Below are 26,209 nucleotides of genomic sequence, written 5' to 3' on the forward strand. Positions count from 1 at the left end.
CGGTAAAAGCTGGGAGTCCGAACGTGGGGGAAGGATCTGGCATGTCCGAACGACCGAGAGCACGGACTGCGGAGGGACTCGTCGAAGGGTGCTGGCGGGGAGGGCACGCGGTCTTCCGCGGCATCCCCTACGCGCAGCCGCCGGTCGGACCGCTGCGCTTCCAGGCGCCCGCCCCGGTCGAGGGGTGGAGCGGGACGAGGCGGGCGACCGAGTTCGGCCCCGTGGTTCCGCAGGCGGGACCGACGGCCGAGAGCTCGGTCGGCAACGACTGGCTCACGCTCAACGTCAGCACCCCGGCCCTGGGGGCGGCCGGGCTGCCCGTGCTGGTGTGGATCCACGGCGGCGCCTACATCGCGGGGGCCTCCAGCGATCCGATGTACGACCCGGAGGCCCTGACCGGCGCGGGCCTGGTCGTGGTGAGCATCAACTACCGCGTGGCGGTCGAGGGTTTCGCCCTGATCGAGGGCGCACCGGCCAACCGCGGGCTCCTCGACCAGATCGCGGCCCTGCAATGGGTGCAGCGCAACATTGCCGCGTTCGGCGGAGACCCCGACCAGGTCACGGTGGCGGGCCAGTCCGCCGGGGCCGGGTCGATCGCGGCCCTGCTGACGAGGGAGCGGGTGCGCGGCGCGTTCCGCCGGGCCATCGTGCACTCGGTGCCCGGAACGCTGTGCACCCGCGCGCTGGCGGAAGAAGTCACCGCCGCGCTCGCCGGCCGGGTCGGTGCGGCGCCTGACGCCGAAGCCCTGTCCGGCATCGCCCCGGCGCGCCTGGCCGGCGAACTCACCGCCCTCGGTGCCGACCTTCCCGGTCGCCGCACGAGGTGGGGTCGGCTCTCACGGATCGGTGTCCCCGTGTGCCCGGTCGTCGACGGCGCGGTGCTCACCGAAACGCCCTGGAGCGCGCTGGCCGGCGGCCGTGCCGGCGGGATCGAGCTCCTCGTCGGCCACACCCGCGATGAATTCCGGCTGTTCAGCGTCATGATGGGGCGGCTGGGCACCTTCACCGAGGACGAGGTCCGCACGGCCCTGGACCTGTTCGCCCCGGCACCGGGCGGCGCCGACGCCTACCGCGCCGCCTACCCGCGGGCCACCCCCGAAGAGCTGCTCGAACTGGTGCACTCTGACGCCCTCTTCCGCATGCCGTCACTGCGCCTGGCCCAGGCGAACCACGCGGCCGGAGGCACGTCGTTCCTCTTCGCGCTGCACCTGGCGGCTCCGGCGTCCGGCGGCGTCCTGGGCGCCTGTCACAGCCTCGACGTGCCCCTGGCGTTCGGCACGTTGGACAGCCCCGTCGGTCGGCACCTCTTCGGCGACCGGCCGACGCCGGAGGTCATGGCGGTGTCCCGGGAACTCCGGCAGGGATGGGTCCGCTTCGCCACGACCGGCGACCCCGGATGGCCCGCCCACCGGCCCGGGCGACGGCTGACGCGCGTCCTGGACGTCGAGTCGAAGACCTCGCCCTACCCGGAAGAGGCGTCCCGCCGGATCTGGGAGCGGCACGACCCGGCCCCCTTCGACCTCGCGTAGACGGGGATCCGGTGCGGGGCGAGGCCCGCCGACCGTGGGTCGGCGGGCCTCGCCCCGTGCTCCTCTCGTGGCGGGCTCCCCGCGTATCCGGGTCGTCTCTCCGTGGAGGGAAGCCGCTCATCAGGTGATTCGCGGTCCCGTACCGGGCGATCGCGGGTGCGGGTGGACAGGCTTCCAGTGTCTTGGTCGATCACGAAGGGACTCACCCATGTTCAACCCGTCTCGCATCGCCGCGGCCGCGCTGCTGGCCGCGCTTCCCGTCGTGGGGCTCGCGGTAGCGGCCGCGCCGGCCCACGCCGCCCCACCCGTTCCCGCTCAGCAGACCGCCGGCGGCCCCTCGGACGGCCCGGAGGACGGCATGTTCGGGGGCGCGGGAAGCCTGAGCGGCCTGCCCGGCATGGGGGACCGGTTCTCCGGTGGCGCCGGCAACGGCGGCAGGGTGCTGGACGGCCTCGGCACCGGCAGCGGGCCGATGGGCGGCCTGGGCAACAGCAGTGGACTGGGCAAGGGCGGCGGCCTGATGGGCGGACTCGGCTGACGCACCCCTCGGCCGGTCGTCGACCCGACGACGGCTGGTCGACGGGTCTGCCATCGGCGCGCGCGGGAAGGCGCGCCGCGGCTCGGCCCCGGGGCGCAGCGGAAGGGCCGGTCGGCGGACGGCGCCGGCCGGCCCTTCGGCGTGCTCGCGCGGCCGATGTCCGGGCCGGCTCCGCGACTCGCCTGCGGGAGGGCGGTGCCCGCCCCGTCCCGGATGCCGTCCCGTCGCGCCGTCTTGCTCGGGTGAGCAAACCCCGCTACTGTCTTGCTCATGCAAGCAAAGAACAGCGCGGGTAAGCAAAAGGCGGGGGGTAGGGCCCGTTCTTCGTTCACGGAGACGGGGCGCCGTGCTCAGATCGTCGCCGCGGCGATCGACGTCATCGCCGAGGTCGGGTACCACCGGGCGTCGTTCGCGAAGATCGCGGAGCGCGCCGGGCTGAGCAGCACGGGGATGATCTCCTACCACTTCGACGGGCGGGACGACCTGATGCGCGAGGTCGTCGCCGAGGTGATGCGGGTGGCGGAGGGGTACGTGCGGCCCCGCATCGAGGCCCACGAGAGCTACGCCGGCCGGTTGCGCGCCTCCATCGAAGGCAACCTCGACCTGTTCGCCGAGTACCCGAACCACCTCTCGGCGATCACCGAAATCCTCTCCAACCTCCGCGGCGGCGACCCCGGCATGGTCGCCTTCCTGGAGACGACGGAGGCGAACCTCGCCGTCCAGGTGGAGCAGATCCGCAAGGCGCAGCGCGCCGGCGAGTTCTGCGACTTCGACCCCTGGGTGATGATGCGGGCGATCCGCGCCGCCATCGACGACGTGGTGCGCCGCGCCTCCCACGAGCCCGCCCTCGACGTGCGGGCCGCCGGCCGGGAACTGGCCGATCTGTTCGACCGCGCCACCAGAAGCACATCATGACCACGACGAACACGGGGGAACGCACCATGGCGACACACGCGGCACCACAGACCACAACGGACCCGGCCGGCGCGGCCGACGCCCGACGCCGCACCAGGGCACTGCGCCGCCGGCTCGCCGCCCAGTTGCTCTTCGAACTGGCCCTACCGCTCGGCTCCTACTACGGGCTGCGCGCGGTCGGCTTCGGCCAGTGGCTCTCGATGGTCGTCGGCGGCCTGTTGCTGCTGCCGTGGATCGTCTACGGCGTCGTGCGGCAGCGCCGGGTGGAGGCCATGGCGGTGTTCACGCTGAGCCTGGTGGTGGTCGGCACGCTGCTGTCCCTGATATCCGGCAGCCCGCGGGTCCTGCTGGTCCGGGACAGTTGGTTGACCGCCGCGATCGGGATCTGGGTGCTCGGCACCCTGCTCACCCGGCGCCCGTTCATCATGACCGCCTCGCGCGGCATCGTCATCGCCAAGGTCGGCGAGGCCGGCCTGGCCGAATGGGAGGCGCGGTGGGACGCGGAGCCGATGTTCCGTCACCACCTGCGGCTGGTCACGGCGGTGTGGGGCGCGGTCTTCCTGCTGGACGCGGTCGTGCGGGTGGTGCTGGCCTACACGATCCCGGTGGACGCCTTCGCGCTCACCAGCACCCTGCTCTGGCTGGCGATGCTCGGCGCGCTGCTCACGTGGCACAACTGGTACATCACCCGGCACGGCATGAAGCTGTAGGGGGAGCCGTGAACACCGAGTTCGAGGTGCTGATCGCGGGGGCGGGCCCGACCGGCCTGCTGCTCGCCAACGAACTGGGCCTGGCCGGGGTGCGGACCGCCGTCGTGGAGCGGCTGCCCCGCCGGACGGGCTGGTCCAAGGCGCTCAACCTCCAGCCGCGCACCGCGGAAGTGCTGCACTGCCGGGGCTGGCTGGAGCCGGTCCTGGACCGAGCGTTGACGCTCCTGCCCGCCGGGCACTTCGCCGGGCTGCCGCTGGACTACGGCGCGCTGGACACCGCCTTCCCCCATCAGGTCGGCATCCCGCAGGCCAGGGTCGAGGAGTTCTTGGAGGACCACCTCGCCGGGTACGGCGTCCCGGTGCTGCGGGGGCGGGAGCTGACGTCGTTCCGGCAGGACGCGGAGGGCGTCACCGTCACCCTGCGCGGGCCCGACGGCGCCGAAGGAACCCTCCGGGCAGGCTACTTGGTGGGCGCGGACGGCGGGCGCAGCACGGTCCGCCGCGCCCTGGGCATGCCGTTCCCGGGGCGGGACGCGCGGGTCGGCATGGCCGTCGCCGACATCGAACTCCGCGATGATGAACGGGAGTCGCGCGCTCCGGGAGACTCCTGGCGGCTCCCCGACCTCAGCCCGAACCCCGCGGGGAGCGCCTTCCTGCTCCCGCTCGGCGACGGGGTGCACCGACTCCTCCTCGGCGGCCCGGAGCAGCAGGGCGTCGACCGCGACGCCCCGGTCACCGAGGACGAGGTGCGCACGGCGCTGGCCCGCTGCCCGGGACCGCCGCGCGCACTGCGCGCCGTCCGGTGGGCGTCCCGCTTCACCGACGTCTCCCGGCAGGTCGAACGGTACGTCGACGGCCGGGTGGTGCTGGCCGGAGACGCCGCCCACGTCCACGCCCCCGCCGGCGGACAGGGCCTCAACCTCGGCATGCAGGACGCCTTCAACCTGGGCTGGAAACTGGCCGCCGTGCTCCGCGGGTGGGCCCCGGACGGACTGCTGGCCACGTACCACGCCGAACGGCACCCGGTCGGTGCGCGGGTGCTGGCCAACACCCGCGCCCAGATGGCGCTGACCCTGCCCGACCCGGACGCCGTGGCGGTCCGGGAGCTCCTCGCCGACCTGCTGGCCGCGCCGGACGCCAACCGCCACGTCGCAGCCATGATCGCCGGCACCGACATCTGCTACCCGATGCCGGGCGCGCCGGACCACCCGCTGCTGGGGGCGCGGGCGCCCGGCGTCCGACTCGACGCCGGCCGGGGACTCCTCCTGGCCGACGCCGGGACGGCGGTCGCCGTCGCGGCGGACGGTTGGCGCGACCGGGTCGACCGGAGCGACGCTCCCGACCCCTTCGACCGTCTCGGCCGCACTGCCGCCACTGCCGCCACCGACGGCACCGGGGCGTTGCTGGTCCGCCCGGACGGCCACGTCTGCTGGGCCGGTCGGGGCGCCGACGCGGACGACGCGCGTGCCGCCCTCGCCCGTTGGTTCGGCGCACCCCGGACCCCGGTCACCCACCGCGGTGACTCCGGCCGCACGGCCGCCCCAACGAGCTGACGGGGGCACCCAACCAGGCAAGCGGGCCGGGGCCGGTGGGGCTCAGTGCCGGTGCGCCGGGCCGTTGCGGGTGTCGCCGGTCTCCGTACCGAGGCCCTGCGAGTCGGGGAGACGGGCCAGACGACCGTCCAGTTCCTGCGGCCACTGCGCACCGACCTCGGCGTCCATCGTCGCCAGTCGAGCACGCAGCGGCGCGACCTGCTCGGGAGTGCAGACCTCGGCCGCGGTGGCGTAGAGGGCCCGCAGCCGCCGCTGCACCTGCATCGACGCACTGCCGAAGTGCCGGATCTCGTCGGTGGCGACGCAGACGTAATCGGCCCAGGAGCGGGTGCGGTGCCGGAACGCGGTCGGTGCGGCCGCCTGGCGGCCGGCGATCCTGGGGGCGATCATCACCAACAGGTCCTCGATGTGGTCCAGGCACTGCACGGCCCGCCCGGGGTCGTTGACGGCCGGAGACAGTGCCTTGAGCGCGATGTCGACGAACGCGCGCAGCGCCCCGGCCGGGTCGGTGCCCGCACTGTAGGTGGTGCCGAACAACAGGTGGCGCGTCAGATCCCGCCGACCCCACGGCCCCGCCCCTGGACGGACCAGGAACAGCGGCGCCTCCTGTGCGACGAAGTCACCGACGACCGGGACGAGTTGGATGCGCGCTCCGGTGCGTCGGGCGACTCGTTCCAGGCCGTGGTCGTCGTAGGCGATGAGGGTCTGGCCGTGCCGGGGCGGGGTCCCGAGCCGGATCACCACGGGCTCGGCGTGGTCCGGCGCGGGGGCGGCGGCGTCCTCCGCGGGGCCGGTGGTGCGCCCGCCGTTCGGGTGCGTACGGTCCACGGCCTTGCGGCCCTCGGCGGCCAGGTAACGCAGCAACAGCCCCGAGTTCAACACCGTCGTCACCCGCCCGACCAGGGCGAAGAACAGCGCGGCGCACACCACGGCGAGGAGGATCGCGAAGAACATCGAGATGACCGGGCGGTAGTCCTCCTGGCTGACGGCGAGCCGGACCGAGATCATCAACGTGTAGACGAACGTCGCCATGAACGTGCCCATGGCCCAGCGCATCACGGCGTCCTGCCCGAGGAGCGGCACGACGCGCACCGACAACTGCGAGGCGCCGAACTGCATGGCCAGCGTGATCGCCGTGAACACCAGGCCGGTCAGGGTGATCATGCCGCCCGCGACGGCGGAGAGCAGGGTGGCCATCGAGCCGCTGTCCAAGTGGGCGAAGAAGCTCTCGCCGACCTCGTCCCCGTAGTAGGTGACCTCGCGGTCGATCAGCGGGAACAGCCAGGACAGGAACAGGCCGGCCCCCAGCAGGGTGACTGGCAACGGCCAGAACCGGGGAGCACGCAGCCTGTGGCGCGTGAGGTACCACTTCCAGCGACCACGGGTCATGCGACAAATGTACCGATATTCGCTGAATCGACGTAGCTCCGCACCTCCGGAGTCGCCTCGTGATGCGTTCGATCCGACGGCCCGCGGCCGGTAGGGGTGTGACGGACCGTCGTTCGCGCGGCGGGGAGGCGGCGGGCTTCGCCCTTCGTGAGTGTCGTGCCCTCGGCGGGTCGGTTCGGGGGCGGCCTTGCGGGGCCACGCACGGGTCGCCCGGGGCCCGCAGTCAGCGCCTGGCCTCGGACCCCGGGCGCCGGCCGGTCGACCTGGGGTGGCCTGACGGGCGGTGGGCCGCGACGGCCCGGCTGCGCCCCACCGTCCCTCGCCCCAACTCCCTTGCGCAAAAGGGAAGAACGCCGTCACGGCAGCGCGAGCCGTTCCGGCGCAGCCGCTGTGACCTATCCCTCAAACCGGCCGACCGTTGCAACCAACGCGCCGTCCAACGGTCATGTATGCGCAATCGCCTGTCAGATCGGGTGACATCTCAGGAAGGCATCCTTGATGAAGTTCCGCCACGTCTTGACGGCCGCTGCGGCGGCGACGGTCATCGCGCCCGCCGCCGTACTGGCCGCGCCCGCCGCCGCGTTCGCCACGGACGCGCCCAGCGCCTCGGCACCGGACAACGAGACGCAGACGACGGGAAGTTCGCAAAGCACCGACCCGTCCGGGCAGCCGGACGGCGCGACGGCGCCTGACGGGACGCCCGAGGCCGGGGGACAGGCCACCGGGACCGGCGACGCCGGACAGGCAGATGCGGGAGACGGCGCCAAGCCGGCCCCCGGAGCCCAGCCCGACAAGCAATCGGGCACCGACGCCGACTCCCGGCCCGGCCCCAAGTCCGAACCCCGGTCCGGCCCCAACTCCGGTTTCGCAACCGGCGGTTCCGAGGACACCGGCCCGGGCCCCTCCTGCGCGATCTCGCCGGAACACCTCCAGATGGCGATCCAGGGACTCCAGTCCGAGTTCGTCGCCGGTGCCGACTGGAGCCAGTCCTCCATCACGGTCACCAACGCCTCCGACAAGCCCATGGACAAGGTCCGGCCGCAGCCGTACATCTCCTCCGCCGAGATCGTCGACGCCCCTTACGAAGAGTTGGAGGCGCAGTTCCGCAATCCCGTGACGGGGAAGTGGCTGAGCTTCGAAGACGCCACGTTCGACGGCGTGTTCACCGGTTTCCCGGTCGCCGCGCACAGCACCGTCACGCTGCCGCTGCGCATTCGCGCGGTCGATTCGGCGAAGCCCGGAGCCGGCTACGCCATCATCGAGGGCATGTTCTCCAACGAGGACGGCTCCTGCGGCCTCTCCAACCACCGGCAGTACGACTTCAAGATCCTCCCGCCGCGGGCCAAGCCGGACCAGCCCGGCAAGCCGGGCAAGCCCACGGAGAGCGCCAAGCCCGGCGGCGGCTCCTCGGGCGGCGGTACCACCCCGCAGGCCGAGCAGGTCTCGCGGGTCGGGGCGGAGCGGGACGCGGCCACGGGGCAGTTGGCCGAGACCGGTTCGTCCTCGGCGCTGCCCACGATCGCCCTGGTGGGCGGCGTGGCGATGGCCGTGGGCGCGGGTGCGATCGTCACCGTGCGCCGGCGCAGGGCCGCCGGCGGCACCGGCGCCGCGATCTGAGGACCCGCGCGCCGGGCCCCGGCAATCGGTCCGGGGCCCGGCGCCGCGCGGCGGGTCACGCCTGGGGAGCCCCCGTCTCCGTCAGCGCACCGTCGGCCAGTCGCAGCCACCGGGCGACGCCGATCTCCCGGAGGAACCGCTCGTCGTGGCTGACCACCACGAAGGCACCCCGATACGAGTTGAGGGCGCTCTCCAGTTGGCCCGCGCTCACCAGGTCCAGGTTGTTCGTCGGCTCGTCCAACAGCAGCAGGTGCGGCGCCGGTTCCGCGCACAGCACGCAGGCCAGGGTGGCGCGCAGCCGCTCGCCGCCGGAGAGCACGCCGACGGGGAGGTGGGCGCGGGCCCCGCGGAAGAGGAAGCGGGCGAGCAGGTTCATCCGCTCGGCCTCCGGCCGGTCCGGGGCGAACGACGCGAAGTTCTCGGCGACCGTGCGGTCCACGTCCAACAGGTCCAGCCGCTGCGAGAGGTACGCGATGCGCCCGTCGGCCCGCCTGATCTCGCCGCCCTCCGGAACCAGGTCGCCCTGGAGCAGGCGCAGCAGCGTGCTCTTGCCGGCGCCGTTGGGGCCGGTGAGCGCGATGCGCTCCGGGCCCCGGACGGTCAGGTCGAGGCCCTGGCCGGTGAACACGTCCCGGTCACCGAGCCGGATCCGCAACTGTTCGCCGAGGAAGAGGGTGCGGCCGGCGGGCACGTCGGTCTCCGGCAGCTCCAACGTGATCCGCTGGTCCTCGCGCAGTGCCCGCCCGGCCTCGTCCAGGCGGGCCTTGGCCTCGCCGACCCGGTTGGCGTGCGTCTGCCCGGCCCGCCCGGCGGACTCCTGCGCACCGCGCTTCATGTTGCCGGCGAAGATGCGGGGCAGGCCGGCGCTCTTGAGGTTGCGGGCGGCGTTGCTCGCACGGCGTTCGGCGCGCTCACGGGCCTGCTGCATCTCCCGCTTCTCGCGCTTGAGTTGCTGCTCGGCGTTGCGGACGTTCTTCTCCGCGACGTCCTGCTCGGCCCGCACCGCCTCCTCGTACGCGGTGAAGTTGCCGCCGTGGAAGCGCAGTTCGCCGCGGTCGAGTTCGGCGATCCGGGTCATGCGGTCGAGCAGCGCCCGGTCGTGACTGACCACGAGCAGACAACCGTTGAAGTCCTCCAGCACGTCGTAGAGCCGGTGCCGGGCACCGAGGTCGAGGTTGTTCGTGGGTTCGTCGAGCAGCAGCACGTCGGGGCGCTTGAGCAACTGCGCCGCGAGGCCGAGGGAGACGACCTGGCCGCCGCTGAGGGTGTGCAGCCTCCGGTCCAGGGTGACGTCGGTCAGACCCAGACGGTCCAGTTGCGCGCGCGTGCGCTCCTCGACGTCCCAGTCGTCGCCGATGGTCGTGAAGTGCTCCTCGCCCACGTCCCCGGACTCGACGGCGTCCAGGGCGCGGATCACGGCGGCCACGCCGAGCACCTCGGCCACGGTGAGGTCGCCCGTCAGGGGCAGGCTCTGCGGGAGGTAGCCGAGGGTGCCGGCCACGGAGACCGAACCGGTGCCGGGTCGCAGCTCCCCGGCGATCAGCTTGAGCAGGGTGCTCTTGCCGGAGCCGTTGGGTGCGACGAGGCCCGTGCGGCCGGTGCCGACGGTGCAGGAGAGGTCCTGGAAGACGGGGGTGTCGTCGGGCCAGGCGAAGGACAGGTTCGAGCAGATGACGGCAGCGTCGGACATGGTGGTGACCTCATGGGAAGCGGCCGGGGAAGAGAAGGCTCAGCCCCGGCAGACGTGAAGGGGAAAGCGGGAACGACGAAACGGCCACTCCGGCGGCGCTCCTGAGCACCGGCCGGTGGCCTGTGGGGCCCGGGCCTCACCCGGAGATGTCGTCGTCCGCCACCATGTCTGGGCTCCTCACCACACGATCAACGTCCGCTCCAGGCTAGCAGTCCCACCTGCGGGACCGGCCGGGCCGCTGCGGGGCCGCCGTCGGCAGGCACGCGCACCACCACCTCGGCCCGGACCGCCCCTGCTACTTTCGGGCGGTGACGGACCACGAAGCGGCCGCGGCGCGCGGCAAGGGATATCTGCTCGACAACCGGCAGGCCGAGGCCGGCGAGCGGTTCGCGGCGCTGGCCGAGTTGTTCGATCCGGTGACGTTCCGGCGCCTGCGGGCACTGGGGATCGCGGACGGCTGGAACTGCTGGGAGGTGGGGGCGGGCGGCCCGAGCGTGCCCGGCTGGCTGGCCGATCGGGTCGGGACGCGGGGCCGGGTGCTCGCCACCGACCTGGACACGTCCTGGATGCCGGCCGCCGGCGCGCCATACGAGGTGGTTCGGCACGACGTGGGCGCCGAGGAGCCGCCGGAGGGCCCCTTCGACCTGGTGCACGCCCGACTCGTCCTGGTGCACGTGCCGCAGCGCGAGGCCGCGCTGCGGGCCATGGTGCGGGCCCTGCGCCCGGGCGGCTGGCTGCTGGTGGAGGACGCCGATCCGGCACTGCAGCCGCTGGCCTGCCCCGATGAGCACGGTCCCGAGCAGGAACTCGCGAACCGGATCCGACGCGGGTTCCGCACCCTGCTCGCCGAGCGGGGCGCCCAACTCGCCTTCGGACGGACGCTGCCCCGGCTACTGCGCACCGCGGGACTGCTCGACGTCGAGGCGGATGCGTACTTCCCGATCACCTCGCCGGTCGGGAGCGCGTTGGAGGCCGCGACCGTACGGCAGATCCGCGACCGGCTGATCGAGGGCGGACTGGCGACGGCCGAGGAGATCGAGGAGCACCTGGCGAACATCGGCGCCGGTCACCTCGACACCGCGACCGCGCCGTTGATCTCCGCTTGGGGCCGCAAGCCTTAGGCCGAGGGCCCCGGCCCCGGCACCCGGTCCGGACGCGGTGCGACTCGGGCCCTGACCGGCCGCGTCGTCGTGCCGCGCTCCGCCACGGAGGGCGGCGGCATTCACGTGCGCGGCGTGAGACGGATCAGGGCCGCCGACGCCAGCGCGAGGACGCAGCACACGCCCCACAGCAACAAGTAGGCGTTCAGCGACGGCTGCTGCGTGGAACGGGTCAGCAGGCTGCTGAAGACCGCGGCCGCCGCGGCACCGGCGATGCTGCCGCCGGCCGTCTTGAGGTTGTAGTAGACGGCGGTCGAGGCCGCCGCCCGGTCGCGCGGGCTGCCCTCGGTGATGACCGTGGGCAGCCCGCTGACCGCGAGACCGATCCCCGCGCCCGCGAGCATGTGCCCGGCGTACCAGGTCGCCATGACGGCGTGCCCCGCGATCTCCACCCCGAAGCCGGCGGCCACCAGGAGGAACGCCACGGTGAGCATGGCGCGGTAGCCCAGCCGCCGGCCCACGGCGGCCGAAGCGCCCGCGGTCAGGAAGCTGATCAGGGCCGGAACGGCGATCCACAGGCCGATCTGCCAGTGCGGCAGCCCGAAGCCGTACCCGGCCTCCTCGGGAACGGCGTCGAGGAAGGCGACCGTGACGCCCTGCCCGCCCAGGACCACGACGCCCGCGGCGAAACCGCAGGCGAACGCCGGCGAGATGGCGCGGCTCGCCATGGCCCGGACGTCGACGAGCGGTTCACGGCTGCGCAGCGAGGAACGCACCCACAGGCCCAGGCTCACCGGCGCCAGCAGCAGCCCCCCGAGGACCAGGGGGGAGAGCCAGCCGCGCTCGGTCCCCTGGGACACCGAGCCGAGCAGCAGGGTGAGGCCCAGGCCGAGCAGGACGGCGCCCTTCCAGTCCATCCGTCCGCTCGCCAGCCGCAGCGTCTCCGCGATCCGCGGGGTGAAGGCCAGTGCGAAGCCCGCGGTGGCCAGCACCGCAAGGTTCCACAGCACCGTGCGCCCGCCACCGGCAACGGACGCCAGGGGCCCCGCCGTCGCCGTGCCGGCCGTCGCCCCCAGGATGAGGGCCGCGGCGAGGAGGCTGATCGCGCGACGGCTGCCCGCGGTGTCCAGTCGGTCCCGCACCAGCCCGACGGACAGGGGAAGCAGGGAACTGAGCGGGCCGAGCAGGACGCGGCCGGCGAGGAAGACCCCCAGCGTCGGCGCCAGGGCGCACAGCAGCGAGCCGACGGTGACCGAACCGAGCGCGATCCGCAGTATGCGGCGGTGGCCGTGCAGATCGCCCAGGCGTCCGAAGGCCGGCACGCACACGGCGGCGGACAGGAACTGCGCCGCGGTGATCCACATGGCCTGGCCGGTGCCGATGTGCAACGCGTCGCGGATGACGGGCAACAGGGACACGACACTGCCCTGGAGGAACCCGTCGAGCAGGACGAAGGCGAGGAGGGGGCCGATCAGGGCTGAGGGAACGGACACGGACACACGGGGGGCAACAACCGTGCTCATGGCACTCCAGGGCAGTTCACAACCGACGGTCGCGGCGGACCGGTCCGCGGCCCCGAAGGCATTGCCGGCGGCACGACGGCGAAACCCGACCACCCCACAACACCGCACTCCCGGGCGACGCGATTGCGCTGTGTGAGGGACGGCCCCGTGCCTTCGGGCCCCCGTCCGGCACGCTGCCCGTTGGGCCACCCCGGTGTTCCCGAGCGTTGCGCCGCGGGGACCGCCGTCGCCGGTGACCGCGCCGGGCGTCGAGGACCGTTGCGGTGCGGGCCCGGCGATGCGCACGCCGTGCTTCCGGACGGCCGCCTATGATCCGTTTTCGGACACGGCACGGGTTCGCGGGTTTCGGGATCGGGGATGCGGATGGGCCCTTCCTCCACGCGGTGGCCCCGGTACGTCTCGTTCCTGCCGACCACCATGATCGTCTGCGGGATCCTCTGGAACCTCCTGTCGCCCCGCGAATACTGGGGCGACTACCTGCTGGTCGCCGCCGTCACGGTGGCCGGAGCACTGCTCTCGCTGCGGCACACGATCGTGGCGGGCGTGGCCGTCGTCGTGGTCGAGGCGGCGCTGCTGTTCGCCGGCGGCTACCTCGGCAACGTCACCGCGACGGCGATCGAACTGGCCAACCTGGCGTTCACCGGCCTCATCGCCGTCGGGGTGAACCGGGTGGTCGCGCGGCACGGACGCCGCCTGGCGACCGTGCGGTCCGTCGCGGAGGCCGCCCAACGGGCGGTGCTCCCTCCACCGCCCGCACGGGTCGGCCCGTTGGCCGTCGCCGCGCTCTACAAGGCCGCGCAGATCGAGGCACTGATCGGTGGCGACGCCTACGCGGTGCAGGACACCCCCTACGGCACCAGGCTCCTGATCGCGGACGTGCGGGGCAAGGGCATGGGCGCGGTCGGCGTGGTGGCCGTACTGATCGGCGCGTTCCGGGTGGAGGCGGACCAGGCACCCGACCTCGCGGCGTTGGCCCGCCGACTGGAGCGCGCCCTGCTCAAGGAGGGCGCGCGGCGCGAGGAGGAGATCCAGTTGGAGGGGTTCGTCACGGCGCTGCTCGGCGAGATCCCCCCGGACGCCCACGAGGTGCGGCTGCTGAACTGCGGCCATCCCGCCCCCTACCTCCTCGACGGCACCACCGTCGCCACGCTGGATCCCGGCGAACCGGGCCACCCCCTGGGCATGAGCGGCCTCGGCGTGCCCCAGGCAGATCCCGAGACCTGGCCGCTGCCGCCGGACAGCACCCTGCTGCTGGTGACCGACGGGGTCACGGAGGCCCGGGATCCCTCCGGGGCCTTCTACGAACCGGCCGATCGGTTCCGTGGCCGAGGCCCGTTCCGGCAACCGCACCAGGTGATCGACGCTCTGGTGCGCGACGTCGAGCACTGGACCGGCGGCCCGCGCGACGACGACATGGCAATCCTCGCCCTCACCCGCACCACCGACGGCCCGACCGGCCGGTGAGCGTGCCCGGGCCGGACGGCCCGTCCGCGACCGGCGGGCGGTGCCGACGAACTTGGGGGAATGAGCGTCGGCGCGCGGCTGTTGCCGATGCGGCCCACGCCGGAGGGGCGGCGCTCCTCGTGGCGAACACGGCGGGGACGGACAGCGTCAGGGGCATGGCCTTCAACGCCAAGGCGCCGCCGCCGACCTGGTCAGCGGCGACGACGACGTCTGGCCACCCCACGCACGACCGGTCGGCGCGCGGCGTCCCGAGTCCGGTGCCGCGCACTCCCGCACCCCGTCCGGCTCAGGACGGCCGTCGGGACAGGTCCAGGGCGATGTCCACGATCAGGTCCTCCTGGCCGCCGACCAGGCCGCGGCGGCCGGCCTCGACCAGGAGGCTGCGGGTGTCCAGGCCGTAGCGGGCGGCGGCGTCCTCGGCGTGCCGCAGGAAGCTGGAGTAGACGCCGGCGTAGCCGAGGGAGAGGGTCTCCCGGTCGACCCGGACCGGTCGGTCCTGGAGCGGGCGGACCAGGTCGTCGGCGGCGTCCATCAAGCGGAAGAGGTCGCAGCCGTGCCGCCAGCCCATGAGGTCGGCGACGGCGACGAACGCTTCCAGGGGGCAGTTTCCCGCCCCCGCCCCCATGCCGGCGAGGGACGCGTCCACGCGGCGCACGCCGTGCTCCACGGCCACCACGGAGTTGGCGACGCCGAGCGCGAGGTTGTGGTGGGCGTGGATGCCCAACTCGGTGCCGGGGTCCAGGACGTCGCGGTACGCGCGGATCCGGTCGCGCACCCCGTCCATGGTGAGGCGGCCGCCGGAGTCGGTGACGTAGACGCAGTGCGCGCCGTAGGACTCCATCAGCTTGGCCTGCGCGGCGAGGGTCGGCGGGTCGGCCAGGTGCGCCATCATCAAGAACCCCGCGACGTCCATGCCCAGTTCGCGGGCGGTGGCGATGTGCTGGGCGGCGACGTCGGCTTCGGTGCAGTGGGTGGCGACGCGCACCGAGCGCACGCCCAGGGCGTGCGCGCGCTTGAGTTCGGCGAGGGTGCCGATGCCGGGCAGCAGGAGGGTGGTGAGGGTGGCGTGCCGCACCACCTCGGCGGCGGCCGCGATCCACTCCTCGTCGGTGTGCGCGCCGGGGCCGTAGTTGATGCTGGAGCCGGCCAGGCCGTCGCCGTGGGCGACCTCGATCGCGGCGACGCCCGCCGCGTCCAGGGCCCCGGCGACGGCCCGGACGTGGTCGATGCCGTACTGGTGCCGGATGGCGTGCATCCCGTCCCGGAGGGTGACGTCCTGCACGTAGAGGTCGTGGTTCATCGGGTGGTCAGCCTCTCCGCGACCCGCAGCGCTGCGGACGTCATGATGTCCAGGTTGCCGGCGTAGGCGGGCAAGTAGTGGGCGGCACCCTCGACTTCGAGGAACGTCGAGACCACCTGCCCGGTGCCGCCGGCGAGGGCGGTGAGCGGGTCGTCCGGGCCGATCGGGCGGATCTGGACCTCCTGCTTGAGCCGGTACCCGGGCACGTAGGCGGCGACCTCGGCGACCATGGAGTGGATCGCCGCGGTGAGGGCCGCGCCGTCGGCGGACGCGTCGACCACGCAGTGGACGGTGTCGCGCATCAACGGCGGCGGATCGGCCGGGTTGAGGACGATCACGGCCTTGCCGCGGGCCGCGCCGCCGACGACCTCCAGGGCGCGGGCGGTGGTCTCGGTGAACTCGTCGATGTTGGCGCGGGTGCCCGGGCCGGCGGAGCGCGCGGAGATCGAGGCGACGATCTCGGCGTAGCGGACCGGGGCGACGCGGGAGACCGCGGCGACGATCGGCACGGTGGCCTGGCCGCCGCAGGTGACCATGTTGAGGTCGGGCGTGTGCAGGTGCGCGTCGAGGTTGACGGGTGGGACGACGAACGGGCCGAGGGCGGCCGGCGTGAGGTCGATCAGCTGCTTGCGGTGGGGCGCCAGCACCGCGGCGGTGCGCCGGTGGGCGGCGGCGGAGGTGGCGTCGAAGACGAGCGCGATCTCGTCGAAGTCGGGTCGGGCGAGGAGGCCGTCGACGCCTTCGTGGGTGGTGGGGACGCCCAGCCGGCGGGCCCGTGCCAGGCCGTCGGAGGCCGGGTCGATGCCGGCCAGCGCGGCCACCGTCAGCACGTCGGAGGTCCGGAGCACCTTGATCATCAGGTCGGTGCCGATGTTGCCGGAGCCGACGATCGCGACCTTCGTGCGGAGCCGGTCGGTGCTCATCGGGCGTCCGCCCCCGGCTCCGCCGGGCCGAAGAAGCGGCGGGCGTTGCCGCCGAGCAGGGCCGCGCGGTCCGCGTCGGTCAGGCCGGCGCAGGCGCGGATGGTCGCCCCGGGCTCCTGCTCGCCGAGCGGGAACGGGAAGTCGCTGCCGAGCATGACCCGTTCGGTGCCCATCACGTCCAGCAGCAGCCGCAGCGCCCCGGGATCGAAGACGGCCGAGTCGACGGAGAAGCGGTCGGTGTAGAAGGAGGGCGGGTGCGGGGAGTCCGCGCGGACGATGTCGCGGCGGTGCCAGGCGTTGTCGGCCCGGCCGAGGAGGTACGCGAAGCTGCCGCCGCCGTGGCAGAAGCACATCCGCAGCGAGCGCGGGAGCCGTTCGAACCCGCCGGACAGGATCAACGACAGGAGCGAGAGCTGCGTTTCGGCCGCCATGCCCACCAGCCACGGCAGCATGTACCCGCGGGCCGTCCGGTCGGCGCCGAGCATGTCCCACGGGTGGACGAGGACGGGCATGTCCTCGTCGGCGCAGTGCGCGAGGAACGCCAGGAGGCCGGCGTCGTCGAGGTAGCGCTGCCCGACGTGGTTGCCGATGTGCACGCCGCGGTGGCCCGCAGCCTTGGCCGTGGTGACCGCGGCGGCCGCCGCCGCGGCGTCCTGCAACGGGACTTGGCACAGCGGCAGCAGGCGGTCCGGGGCCTGTCCGCAGAAGTCCAGGATCCGCTGGTTGACCAGCTCGCACCAGTCGACGGCGCGGGCCGGGTCGGCGGCGTAGCCGAAGAGCAGGGGAGTGGAGGAGACCGCCTGGACGGCGACGCCGGAGCGGTCCATGGCGGCGAGCCGGCTGCCCACTTCCCACAGTTCGGCGCGGACCGGCCGGTACGCGTCGGTACCGCTCATCATCATCCCGGTGCCGTCCCCCGCCTCCCGCAGCCAGGGCTCGCCGGCGCCGGCGAGGATGCGGCTCTCGGCACGGGAGATCCGGGGGAAGAAGTGGGTGTGGACGTCGAAGACCGGGGCCGGTCCTGGGGGGTCCGTGGGGGTGCGGGGGTGCGCGTCGTCGGTCACGGGAGTCCGTTTCGAGAGGGCCCGTGGGCGGGCCGGCCAGGGGGTTCCGGCCCACTCACGGGGCATGGCGGGCCCCTACAGGGGCGGGTGGGGGAGTGCTGCCCGGGTCAACCGCGGGGGCGGCGGACGGTCTGCGGGCGCTGGTGCGCCGGCCATTCCGCACCGGGGTGCCGGGCGCCGCAGCGCGGGCAGGTGCGTGCCCCGGCGTAGAAGCCGCGGAAGACCGGCGGCAGGTCGTCGACTATCGACCGGAGCTGCAACTCCGCCCGGTGGACGAGGCGGAAGCACTCCGTGCAGTACCACTCGAAGGCGTCCTTGCTGCCCTTGGGACGGGCGAACTCCACCACCAGGCCGATCGAGCCGGGCTCCGGCCGCTGCGGGGAGTGCCGGACGTGCGGGGGCAGCAGGAAGACGTCGCCCTCGTTGATCTGCACGTCGACAGGGGGCCGGCCCTCCGCCTCCATGACGCGCAGCACCATGTTGCCCTTGAACTGGTAGAAGAACTCCTCGGTCGGGTCGTCGTGGAAGTCGGTGCGCTGGTTGGGGCCGCCGACGACGGTGACCATGAGGTCGCTGTCCTGCCAGACCTGTACGTTGCCGACCGGCGGCCGGAGCAGTTCGCGGTGCTCCTCGATCCACCGCTCGAAGTTGAACGGCACACCCGACGCCAGCTGGGGCAGGGTCATCTCTCGCGCTCCTCGGGACTCGTGGTCGGTGACGGACGGGACGCGGCGCGGTCAGTACGGGCGGTCGGCCCGGCGCGGGAGGTACGCGGTGCACGCGATCTCGATGAGCAGGTGCGGATGGGGCAGTTGGTGCACCGCGACGGTGGTCCGGGCCGGCCCCGTCTCGTCGAAGTACTCGGCGTAGACCTCGTTGTAACCGCCGAAGTCGTGCATGTTGACCAGATAGGTGGTGACGTTGACCACGTCGCCGAGGTCTCCGCCGGCCGCCCGCAGCAGATCGCGGAGGTTCTCGATGACCGCGCGGGTCTGCTCGCGGACGTCGACGCGGGTGACGCCCAGGTCGTCGGCGTCGGCGCCGGCGAAGGTGCCGTCCGGCCGCCGGGAACTGGTGCCGGAGACGAAGACGAAGTCGCCGGCCCGCCGCAGGTGCGGGAACCGCCCGCGCGGCGCCGCCTTCCCCGCGACCACGATCGCCTCGCTCATACCGTCGTCACCGCCACGCTGCCCAGGCCCGCGCCGGAGACCCGGACGTGGGCGTCGCGGGGGAGCGGTACCGCGGCGGTGGCGGCGCCGGCCAGCACCACCCAGCCTGGTTCCAACGGGATGCCGGCCCGTTCGGCGAGCCGGGCGGCGGCGCGCAGCGAGCGCATCGGGTCGCCGAGGATCGCGGCCGACGAACCGGTCTGGGTGAGCCGCCCCTCGATCTCCAGCACCAGGCCGATGTTGTCGATGCCGCCCACCTCGCGGGGGTCGTGCCAGGCACCGACGCCGAAGGCCGCGGCCGAGGCGTTGTCGGCGATCACGTCGGGCAGGGTGAACGCGAAGTCGCGGTAGCGGGAGTCGAGCACCTCGTAGCCGACCGCGACGCCCGCGACCGCGGCGTCCGCCTCGACCGCCGAGCGGACCCGGCGCCCGATCAGGAACGCGATCTCCGGCTCGATGCGCGGTTGGATGAGCCCGCTCAGGTCCAGCGTCGACTCCACCAGCATGCTGTCGGTCAACAGCCCCCAGATGACGTCGTCGACGCCCATCTGGGCCATCTTGGCGCGGCTGGTGAAGCCCATCTTCACACCGATCAGCCGCTCGCCGCGGGCCGTGCGACGGGCCAGGACCGCGCGCTGGACCCGGTAGGCGTCCGCGACGCCGAGCGGTCCGCCGTCGGTGAGCGGGGCGATCGCCCGGACGCTCCGCTCGGCGTCGTCGAGCGTCGCGGCCAGCTCCTGTACGTCGGTCATGTGGTGGTGCCTTCCTCGCTGGCGGCCCCGTCGTGGGCCGGCTCCTCAGGGGCGAACGCGACCCGGACGTCCCCCAGGCCCGCGATCCGGGCCTCCAGTACGTCTCCTGGGGCGGTGCGGACCATCGGGCCCAACGCGCCGGTCAGCACGGTGTCCCCGGCGCGCAGCGGCTGCCCGCACCGCACCAGGGTGTCCGCCAGCCAGAGCGCGGCGTTCAGCGGATGGCCCAGGCAGGCCGCGCCGGTCCCGGTGGACACCTGCTCGCCACGGCGTTCCAGGACCATGCCGCACAGCCGCAGGTCCACCTCGGTCAGCCGGGTCGGACGGTTGCCGAGCGCGTACATCCCGCAGGAGGCGTTGTCGGCGACGGTGTCGGTCAGGGCGATGTCCCAGTCGCGGATGCGGCTGCCCACCACCTCGATGGCCGGCAGCGCGAAGGCGGTGGCCCGCAGCAGATCCGCGACGGTGTGCCGTTCGTGGGTCAGGTCCCGCTCCAGGACGAGCGCGACCTCCGCCTCCGCCCGGGGTTGGAGGACCGCGCCGGCCGGGACCTCGCCGCCGTCCGGCACCGCCATGTCGCTGAAAAGCACTCCGAAGTCCGGGCTGGAGACGCCGAGTTGGTCCTGCACGCCCTGCGAGGTCAGACCGATCTTGCGGCCCACCGGTCGGCGACCGGCGGCCAGCCAGGAACGGGTCACGATCTCCTGCACGGCGTACGCCTCGTCCGGGCCGTCGATCAGCTCGCGCACCGGGGCGCAGGGCGTGCGGCTGGCGTGTGCGGCCAGCAGTCGACGGGCGGCGGCGCCGACGCCGGTCTCGGTGCGGGGGTTCGCCGGGGCGACCGGCACGGCGCTCACCGGCCGATCCGGACGCAGACGTTGGTGGGCTCGGAGAAGAAGTCCAGGGAGTGCTCGCCGCCCTCGCGGCCGATCCCGGACGCCTTCCGGCCGCCGAACGGCGTGCGCAGATCGCGCAGGTTCCAGCAGTTCACCCAGACGATGCCGGCCTCGATGCGCGGCGCCACCCGGTGGGCCCGGGACAGGTCCCGGGTCCACACGGTCGCGGCCAGCCCGTAGGGGCTGTCGTTGGCGAGCCGGACCGCCTCCTCCTCGGTGTCGAACGGCGCGACGTGGCAGACCGGCCCGAAGACCTCCTCGCGGACCGCCCGGGCGGTCGGCGGCAGTCCGGTCAACACCGTCGGCTCCGCGTAGAACCCCCGGTCCCGCTCGTCGCCGAAGACCGGGGCGCCGCCACCGGCGACGACCGTGGCGCCCTCCTCGACGGCGAGCCGGAAGGACGACAGCACCTTGTCGCGGTGGCGCGCGGAGATCAACGGCCCGTAGTCGGTCAGCTCGCGGGCCCGGACGCCCAACGCGGCGACGAACGCCTCGAAGACCGGGCGCTCGACGTAGACCCGCTCGGTGCACAGGCAGATCTGCCCGGAGTGCGTGAACGCGGAGCGGACCGTACCGGCCACCGCCTCGTCGAGGTCGGCGTCGGCGAAGACCACCGCGGGGTTCTTGCCGCCGAGTTCGAAGGAGACCGGGGTGACGTGGTCGGCGGCGGCTCGCATGATGGCCGCGCCGGTCGCCGACTCGCCGGTGAAGGCGATCGCGTCCACGTCCGGATGCGCCGTGAGGAACTCGCCCGCGGCGCCCGGACCGTGCCCGTGCACCACGTTGAACGCGCCGTCCGGCAGACCCACTTCGTCGATCACGTCGGCCAGCAGGGTCGCGGTGGAGGGGGTCTCCTCCGACGGTTTGGCGACCACCGCGTTGCCGGCGGCCAGGGCCGGGGCGACCTTCCAGGTGAGCAGCAGCAGCGGGAGGTTCCACGGTGCGACGACCGCGACCACGCCCAGCGGGCGGCGGACGGTGTAGTTGAGCGCCTGGCCGGCGCCGCCGCTCCAGCCCGGCACCTCGGTGAGGTAGGCCCGCTCCGCCTGTGCGGAGAGCAGGTCGGCGTAGGAGCGGAAGTTCCCGATGGCCCGCGGGACGTCGACGGTGGCGGCCAGTTCGCGGGACTTGCCGGTGTCGGCGGACTCGGCCGCCACGAACTCCTCGAAGCGCCGCTCGATGCCGTCGGCGATCATCCGTAGGGCGGCCGCCCGGTCCGGCGCCCCGGTGGCGCCCCACGGGCCCCGCAGTGCCCGGCGTGCCGCGTGCACCGCGGCGTCGACCGTCGCGCGGGACGCCTCGGGGACGCGTCCGACGACCGTCCCGTCCGCCGGGTCGACGAGCGGGAACCCGCCGTCGGACGCCTCGGACTCCGGGGGCAGGAACGCCCCGCCGATGTAGTGAGCCGGCTGCATGCCGATACCGCTCCTCTCGCTGCGTCCCCCCGGGCCGGTGGGCTGCCGACCCCGTGGAGCCATCCTTCGCCCTCGGAGATATGCTCGTCCAATACCAATTCGCGTGACCGATATAGCCGTTTGGTTATTCCTTGCGCGCCGGGCGGGTGGGAGAGTGCGGGATGGAGTTGCTGGACGGACGGCTGAAACTGCGGCAGCTGGTGCTGGCGGTGGCCATCGAGGAGCACGGCAGCGTGCTGCGCGCCGCCGAACACCTGCGGCTGGCGCAGCCCGCCGTCACCCGGAGCCTGCGCGAACTCGAAGGGATCCTGGGCGTGGAGCTGTTCGTCCGCGGGCCCCGCGGCGTGACCCCGACACTGTTCGGCACGGCGTTCACCGAACACGCCCGGTCGGTCCTCGCCGAACTGCGGCGGGCCGGCGAGCGGATCAGCGGCCTGGCCGACGGCGCGGTCGGCACGGTGACCGTCGGCACCCTCGTCGCCGGTTCCAACGTCCTGCTGCCCAGGGCCATCGCGGCACTGAAGGCGGCCCGGCCCGGCATCACCGTCGTCGTCCAGGAAGCCACCTTCGACGCCCAGGTACCGCGGCTGCTGGACGGCGAGGTCGACCTGGTCCTGGGCCGCCTGAACCCCATCGACGACCAGCCGGCGCTCCGTCAGATCACTCTCTACCGCGAGCCGGTGCTGCTGGTCGCCCGGCCCGGCCACCCGGCCCGCTCCCGCCCCGGCCTGACCCTCGCGGACCTGCTCGACCACCCGTGGGTGGTGCCGCTGCGTCAGACCGCCCTGCGGCAGGAGTTGGAGCAGGTGTTCCGCGACGCCGACCTGCCGCTGCCCGGCAACCTGGTCGAGTGCAGCTCGGCGCTCACCGTCCGCACGCTGGTCCGCGACACCGACATGATCGCGGCCCTCCCGGAGTTGGTGGCCCGCACCGACGGCGAGATCGCCCCGCTGCCCGTGGCCCTGGAGCCGGTGCGGCGCACGGTGGGCGTCACCCTGCCCGACCGTCGGCCGCTCACCCCCTCCGCCCGACTGATGCTCGACCACCTGTGGGAACAGGCCGCCGAACTGACCGGCCCGCGGGGAGCCGCGCCGGTCTGACCCGCCCGCCGCGACCGGACCGCACGCGGGCCGCTGGCCCGGATCGCCGCATCCGGGATAGAACGTCCGGAGCAGGTGACCGGGAACGCACGCGCGGGGAAGGCGAGCACGATGACGCAGGGAGACGAGCACGTGGTGGCCACGGACCGGGGCCGGATCCGGGGCCGGGGCGAAGGGCCGGTGGTGGCCTACCGGGGGATCCCCTACGCGGCGTCCCCCGTCGGCGCCCTGCGGTTCGCCCCGCCGCAGCCCGCACCGCGCTGGTCGGGGATCCGCGACGCCGCGCGCACCGGACCCGCCGTGCCCCAGGGGCCGTCCCGGCTGGAAGCGGTGATGGGCCGCCGCACCCCGGACTGGGACGAGGACGGGTGCCTGACCCTGAACGTCTGGGCCCCGTCGCCGCGCGGCGCGCAGCCCGCGGGCCGCCCCGTCCTGCTCTGGTTCCACGGCGGCGGGTTCAGCAGCGGCTCGGCCGGTTGGGAGTGGTACGACGGTGCCCGGCTCGCCGCCCGCGGCGACCTGATCGTCGTCACCGCCAACTACCGCCTCGGACCGCTCGGTTACCTCCGGCTCCCGGAGATCGGCGCGGACAACTCCGGCGTCCAGGACCAGATCGCGGCGCTCGGCTGGGTCCGGGACAACATCGCCGCGTTCGGCGGCGACCCGGACGCGGTGACCGTCGGCGGCCAGTCCGCCGGTGCGCTCTCCGCCCTGGCGCTCGCCACCGAGCCGCGCACCGCCGGACTCGTCCACCGCGTCCTGCTGCAGAGCGGCCCCTGGGCCCTGCCACCGCAGGACCCGGAACTGGCGGCCGAACACGCCCTGGCGTACCTGCGCCTGCTGGAGCTGGCCGACGAGGCCGACCCCGGCCCGGCCCTGCGCGCCCTCCCCGTCGAGCGACTCCTCGCCGCCTACGGCACGTTGGCGGCGCAGGTCGCCCGGCCCGGCGCCGTCGCCCCGGCGATGTACCCGGTACGGGGCGGCGCGGGCGCCACCCGTGCCTGGCGCGACGCCCTCGCCGCGGGCGCCCTGGACGGCAAGGACCTGTTGATCGGCACCACCCGCGACGAGATGGCCGCCTTCATGGGACTCGATCCGAACGTGCGGTCCCTCAGCCGCACCGACGCACTGGCCCTCCTCGCCGACCAGGCGAGCGGCGCAGGGGAGGCCGAGCGCCGCTACCAGCAGTACGCCAGGCAGCTCCCCGGCGCCACACCGGGCCGGGTCGCCATCGCCGCCAAGACCGACGCGGAGTTCCGCAACGGCGCACTGGAGATCGCCGAGCACCACAGCGCCGCGGGCAACCGCACCCACGTCTACCAGTTCGACTACGCCGCGCCCGGTGCCGACAACCCGCTCGGCGCCTGTCACTGCAGCGAACTTCCCTTCCTCTTCGGCACGTTCGACGCCTATCCCGACAGCCCCATGCTGGGCCGTCCGGACGCCGCCGCCCGCGCGCTGGGCGACGCCTTCGCCGACGCCGTCACCACCTTCGTCACCAGCGGCACCCCGCACGGCATCCCCGCCTACGCCCCCGCCGCCCCGGACCGGATCCGCCACTTCGCCCCGGCCGCCGACGGGCCCGCCGAACCCTGAGGGCGCCCCCGAACCGCCGCGGCGGACCGCCTACATCTCCGTCACCACCGTCAAGACCCATGTCAACAACCTCTTCGGCAAGCTCCGGGTCGGCAATCGGGCGGAGGCCGCGGCCCTGGTCGAGCGGGTCCGCGACCAGGGCCTCTGACCCGGCGTCACCCAACCGGCGCCGAGACCGCCACCGGAAGCCGCCGCAGCGCGTGCGACCGGAACGACTGCCGCCACGCCAACTCCCCGTCAGGCACGGCGAGCCGGAGGCCGGGGAACCGGTCGAGCAGTGTGCCCAGCGCGACTGCGATCTCCATCCGGGCCAGTGACGCCCCCAGGCAGTAGTGCAGGCCGTGCCCGAGGGCGAGGTGGGACTTGTCGGCCCGGTGGATGTCGAAGAGCTCCGGCTCGGGATAGCGGTCCGGATCGCGGTGGGCCGAGGCCAGTCCCAGCAGTACGGTGTCCCCGGCCGGGATCCGGACACCGGCGATCTCGACGGACGCGGTGGGGAACCGCCGGACGGCCATCTGGTTCGGGTGGGCGTAGCGCAGCAACTCCTCGACGGCGTCCGGCATCAGTTCCGGCCGGCTGCGGAGCGCCGCGAGGTGCTCGGGGTGGCGCAGCAGGGTGAGCACCCCACCGCTGATGAGGTGCTGGACGTTCTCGGTGCCGGCCATCAGCAACAAGAAGGCCAGCGACACCAGTTCGTCCTCGCTCAGCCGGTCGTCGGCGTCCCGCGCGGCGATCAGTGAGGACAGCAGGTCGTCTCCGGGAGCGGCCCGGCGGGCGCGGATCAGCTCCAGCAGGTAGCGGTGGATGTGCTCGATCGCCTCGGCGGTGTCGCCGGGGCGCGCGGGCGCGTGCATGGCCGCGACCCAGCGGGAGAACGCCCTGCCGTCGGCCTCGGGGACGTCGAGGAGGCGTCCGATGACGACCAGCGGCAGTGGGTTGGCGAACTCCGCGAGGAGATCGGCCGTCCCGTGTTCCGCGAGGCGCTCGGCCAGGCGGTCGGCGTAGTGCGCGGCCGCCGTCCCGACCCGGTCGCGGAGCCGCTCGACGTGCCGGGGCGTGAACCCCCGGGAGACCAGCCGCCGCAGCCGGAGGTGGTCATCGGGGTCGATGTTGAGGAGGTTGGCGTCCAGGGCGGGCGGCAGCGAGAAGCCCTGGTAGCCGTTGCGGGAACGTGCCTTGTTCACCGACAGGCGCGGGTCGGTGAAGGCGGCCCGGACGTGTTCCTCCCGGGTGACGAGCCAGGCGTGCGAACCGTCGGGCAGAACCACCTTCAGGACCGGGCCCAACGTCCGGAGCCGGGCGTAGACCGGGTACGGATCGCGGAAGAAATCGGCGTCGAAGGGCCGGTGGACGTCCGCGGCGGATGCGGGGTCGGGGCGTCCGGGGGCTGCGCTTCGCGGGGTCAGCTCGGTCGCGGGTCGGTTCATGGTGACGGGCTCCGGGTGCTGTGGGGCGGTGGTGGGCGGGTCGGCAGACCGCCGGCGTGCGAGCGGTCGGCGTGGCCTTGGTCGGGTGCCGGAAAAGGGCCGACGGCGATGATCGCAGAAGGCAACCCGCGGGCCGCCGCCTGCGTCTCCTCCTTGAGGCCCGCCGCGCCCGGCGGCCACCCGGTGACGGCCGACCGACGGACCGTCAACGGGCCGACCCTCCCCGAGCGGCGGGACCGCGGGAACCGCCGCGCGCAACGAAGACGAAGGAGAGTACGTGACCGACAAGCAGTCCGACGCCCAGGAGCAGGCGCCGGTGGAGGACGTCCCGTGGTGGGCGACGCTGGGTCCGATAGGTGGCGGGGTGCTGATCCTGCTCGGACTGGGGCTCGGGGCGTTCGTCCTGCTCCGCGACTCCGACGGGTCGGACAGCTGGGCGCACCTCTACGGGGCCGCCAAGGTCGTGGCCTTCGGCTGCGTGGCCGGCGGCACGGCGCTGCTCGCGCGCCGGCGCGGCCGCAACGAGGCCGAGTAGGCGC

Annotated in this window: 24 protein-coding genes; 12 read left to right on the forward strand and 12 right to left on the reverse strand. The window is 73.8% G+C overall.

All coding sequences use genetic code 11. From position 1 onward, the window contains the following. The first annotated feature begins 41 nt into the window (after nt 1-41). From ACJ6WD_RS15085 to ACJ6WD_RS15105, 5 genes are all read left to right on the forward strand, one after another. Complete coding sequence (locus tag ACJ6WD_RS15085; RefSeq protein ID WP_407615944.1) at nt 42-1,529, forward strand: carboxylesterase/lipase family protein; 1,488 nt, start codon at nt 42-44, stop codon at nt 1,527-1,529. Between the two features lie 208 nt (nt 1,530-1,737). After that, the gene (locus ACJ6WD_RS15090; protein WP_233656045.1) at nt 1,738-2,067 is read left to right on the forward strand and encodes a hypothetical protein; all 330 of its coding nucleotides are present in this window, start codon (nt 1,738-1,740) and stop codon (nt 2,065-2,067) included. A gap of 270 nt (nt 2,068-2,337) precedes the next feature. Beyond that, nucleotides 2,338-2,982, forward strand: a complete 645-nt coding sequence (locus ACJ6WD_RS15095) for a TetR/AcrR family transcriptional regulator (RefSeq protein WP_233656044.1) — start codon at nt 2,338-2,340, stop codon at nt 2,980-2,982. Further along, nucleotides 2,979-3,692 carry a VC0807 family protein gene (locus ACJ6WD_RS15100; RefSeq protein WP_233656043.1) on the forward strand — a complete coding sequence of 238 codons (714 nt, stop codon included), beginning with the start codon at nt 2,979-2,981 and terminating at the stop codon, nt 3,690-3,692. The genes ACJ6WD_RS15095 and ACJ6WD_RS15100 overlap by 4 nt, the downstream gene beginning before the upstream one ends. Before the next feature lie 8 nt (nt 3,693-3,700). Further along, nucleotides 3,701-5,245, forward strand: a complete 1,545-nt coding sequence (locus tag ACJ6WD_RS15105; RefSeq protein WP_407615945.1) for an FAD-dependent monooxygenase — start codon at nt 3,701-3,703, stop codon at nt 5,243-5,245. Nucleotides 5,246-5,287: 42 nt separating this feature from the next. Here the strand turns inward: ACJ6WD_RS15105 and ACJ6WD_RS15110 are convergent, their stop codons facing one another. Beyond that, nucleotides 5,288-6,634, reverse strand: a complete 1,347-nt coding sequence (locus ACJ6WD_RS15110) for a DUF2254 domain-containing protein (protein ID WP_233656033.1) — start codon at nt 6,632-6,634, stop codon at nt 5,288-5,290. 498 nt (nt 6,635-7,132) lie between these two features. Between ACJ6WD_RS15110 and ACJ6WD_RS15115 the strand changes: the two genes are divergently transcribed. Next, on the forward strand, nt 7,133-8,251 hold the full coding sequence (locus tag ACJ6WD_RS15115) for an LAETG motif-containing sortase-dependent surface protein (protein ID WP_331246171.1): 1,119 nt from the start codon (nt 7,133-7,135) through the stop codon (nt 8,249-8,251). Between the two features lie 55 nt (nt 8,252-8,306). Here the strand turns inward: ACJ6WD_RS15115 and abc-f are convergent, their stop codons facing one another. Further along, nucleotides 8,307-9,941, reverse strand: a complete 1,635-nt coding sequence (gene abc-f, locus ACJ6WD_RS15120) for a ribosomal protection-like ABC-F family protein (RefSeq protein ID WP_407615946.1) — start codon at nt 9,939-9,941, stop codon at nt 8,307-8,309. Between the two features lie 308 nt (nt 9,942-10,249). Here abc-f and ACJ6WD_RS15125 point away from each other — a divergent pair, with 308 nt between their 5' ends. Beyond that, entirely contained in the window at nt 10,250-11,062 is an 813-nt protein-coding gene (locus ACJ6WD_RS15125; RefSeq protein ID WP_407615947.1) for a methyltransferase domain-containing protein, read from the forward strand. A gap of 101 nt (nt 11,063-11,163) precedes the next feature. Here the strand turns inward: ACJ6WD_RS15125 and ACJ6WD_RS15130 are convergent, their stop codons facing one another. Next, nucleotides 11,164-12,534: an MFS transporter gene (locus ACJ6WD_RS15130; protein ID WP_407615948.1), complete on the reverse strand. Its 1,371-nt coding sequence runs from the start codon at nt 12,532-12,534 to the stop codon at nt 11,164-11,166. A 393-nt stretch (nt 12,535-12,927) separates the two neighbouring features. Here ACJ6WD_RS15130 and ACJ6WD_RS15135 point away from each other — a divergent pair, with 393 nt between their 5' ends. Beyond that, the gene (locus ACJ6WD_RS15135) at nt 12,928-14,028 is read left to right on the forward strand and encodes a PP2C family protein-serine/threonine phosphatase (RefSeq protein WP_331246175.1); all 1,101 of its coding nucleotides are present in this window, start codon (nt 12,928-12,930) and stop codon (nt 14,026-14,028) included. 286 nt (nt 14,029-14,314) lie between these two features. Here ACJ6WD_RS15135 and dmpG read toward each other — a convergent pair whose 3' ends face one another. The 8 genes from dmpG to ACJ6WD_RS15175 all read right to left on the reverse strand — a co-directional run bounded on the left by dmpG (nt 14,315) and on the right by ACJ6WD_RS15175 (nt 21,547). Next, the gene (dmpG, locus tag ACJ6WD_RS15140; protein WP_331246176.1) at nt 14,315-15,328 is read right to left on the reverse strand and encodes a 4-hydroxy-2-oxovalerate aldolase; all 1,014 of its coding nucleotides are present in this window, start codon (nt 15,326-15,328) and stop codon (nt 14,315-14,317) included. Continuing rightward, nucleotides 15,325-16,251 carry an acetaldehyde dehydrogenase (acetylating) gene (locus tag ACJ6WD_RS15145; RefSeq protein ID WP_331246177.1) on the reverse strand — a complete coding sequence of 309 codons (927 nt, stop codon included), beginning with the start codon at nt 16,249-16,251 and terminating at the stop codon, nt 15,325-15,327. Before ACJ6WD_RS15145 ends, dmpG begins: the two co-directional genes overlap by 4 nt. Further along, on the reverse strand, nt 16,248-17,315 hold the full coding sequence (locus ACJ6WD_RS15150; RefSeq protein WP_407615949.1) for an amidohydrolase family protein: 1,068 nt from the start codon (nt 17,313-17,315) through the stop codon (nt 16,248-16,250). The genes ACJ6WD_RS15145 and ACJ6WD_RS15150 overlap by 4 nt, the downstream gene beginning before the upstream one ends. A gap of 107 nt (nt 17,316-17,422) precedes the next feature. Further along, nucleotides 17,423-18,001: a 3-hydroxyanthranilate 3,4-dioxygenase gene (locus tag ACJ6WD_RS15155; RefSeq protein ID WP_233655989.1), complete on the reverse strand. Its 579-nt coding sequence runs from the start codon at nt 17,999-18,001 to the stop codon at nt 17,423-17,425. A gap of 51 nt (nt 18,002-18,052) precedes the next feature. Beyond that, nucleotides 18,053-18,484 (reverse strand): RidA family protein, encoded by a 432-nt coding sequence (locus tag ACJ6WD_RS15160; RefSeq protein WP_233655987.1) that lies wholly within the window; start codon nt 18,482-18,484, stop codon nt 18,053-18,055. Continuing rightward, entirely contained in the window at nt 18,481-19,236 is a 756-nt protein-coding gene (locus ACJ6WD_RS15165) for a 2-keto-4-pentenoate hydratase (protein WP_233655980.1), read from the reverse strand. The genes ACJ6WD_RS15160 and ACJ6WD_RS15165 overlap by 4 nt, the downstream gene beginning before the upstream one ends. Next, on the reverse strand, nt 19,233-20,084 hold the full coding sequence (locus ACJ6WD_RS15170) for a 2-keto-4-pentenoate hydratase (protein ID WP_374206748.1): 852 nt from the start codon (nt 20,082-20,084) through the stop codon (nt 19,233-19,235). Before ACJ6WD_RS15170 ends, ACJ6WD_RS15165 begins: the two co-directional genes overlap by 4 nt. A 5-nt stretch (nt 20,085-20,089) precedes the next feature. Beyond that, the gene (locus ACJ6WD_RS15175) at nt 20,090-21,547 is read right to left on the reverse strand and encodes a 2-hydroxymuconic semialdehyde dehydrogenase (RefSeq protein WP_407615950.1); all 1,458 of its coding nucleotides are present in this window, start codon (nt 21,545-21,547) and stop codon (nt 20,090-20,092) included. A gap of 161 nt (nt 21,548-21,708) precedes the next feature. Between ACJ6WD_RS15175 and ACJ6WD_RS15180 the strand changes: the two genes are divergently transcribed. From ACJ6WD_RS15180 to ACJ6WD_RS15190, 3 genes are all read left to right on the forward strand, one after another. Beyond that, nucleotides 21,709-22,647 carry a LysR family transcriptional regulator gene (locus tag ACJ6WD_RS15180; RefSeq protein WP_233655970.1) on the forward strand — a complete coding sequence of 313 codons (939 nt, stop codon included), beginning with the start codon at nt 21,709-21,711 and terminating at the stop codon, nt 22,645-22,647. 111 nt (nt 22,648-22,758) lie between these two features. Then, nucleotides 22,759-24,243 carry a carboxylesterase family protein gene (locus ACJ6WD_RS15185; RefSeq protein ID WP_407615951.1) on the forward strand — a complete coding sequence of 495 codons (1,485 nt, stop codon included), beginning with the start codon at nt 22,759-22,761 and terminating at the stop codon, nt 24,241-24,243. Nucleotides 24,244-24,277: 34 nt separating this feature from the next. Beyond that, entirely contained in the window at nt 24,278-24,391 is a 114-nt protein-coding gene (locus ACJ6WD_RS15190; protein WP_331246296.1) for a LuxR C-terminal-related transcriptional regulator, read from the forward strand. Nucleotides 24,392-24,398: 7 nt separating this feature from the next. Here the strand turns inward: ACJ6WD_RS15190 and ACJ6WD_RS15195 are convergent, their stop codons facing one another. Next, entirely contained in the window at nt 24,399-25,670 is a 1,272-nt protein-coding gene (locus ACJ6WD_RS15195; protein ID WP_407615952.1) for a cytochrome P450, read from the reverse strand. 277 nt (nt 25,671-25,947) lie between these two features. Between ACJ6WD_RS15195 and ACJ6WD_RS15200 the strand changes: the two genes are divergently transcribed. Then, on the forward strand, nt 25,948-26,205 hold the full coding sequence (locus tag ACJ6WD_RS15200) for a hypothetical protein (protein WP_233655956.1): 258 nt from the start codon (nt 25,948-25,950) through the stop codon (nt 26,203-26,205). The last annotated feature ends 4 nt before the right edge of the window (nt 26,206-26,209 follow it).

The sequence above is a fragment of the Streptomyces sp. VTCC 41912 genome (assembly GCF_045799175.1).
In the GTDB taxonomy this organism is placed as follows: domain Bacteria; phylum Actinomycetota; class Actinomycetes; order Streptomycetales; family Streptomycetaceae; genus Streptomyces; species Streptomyces albulus_C.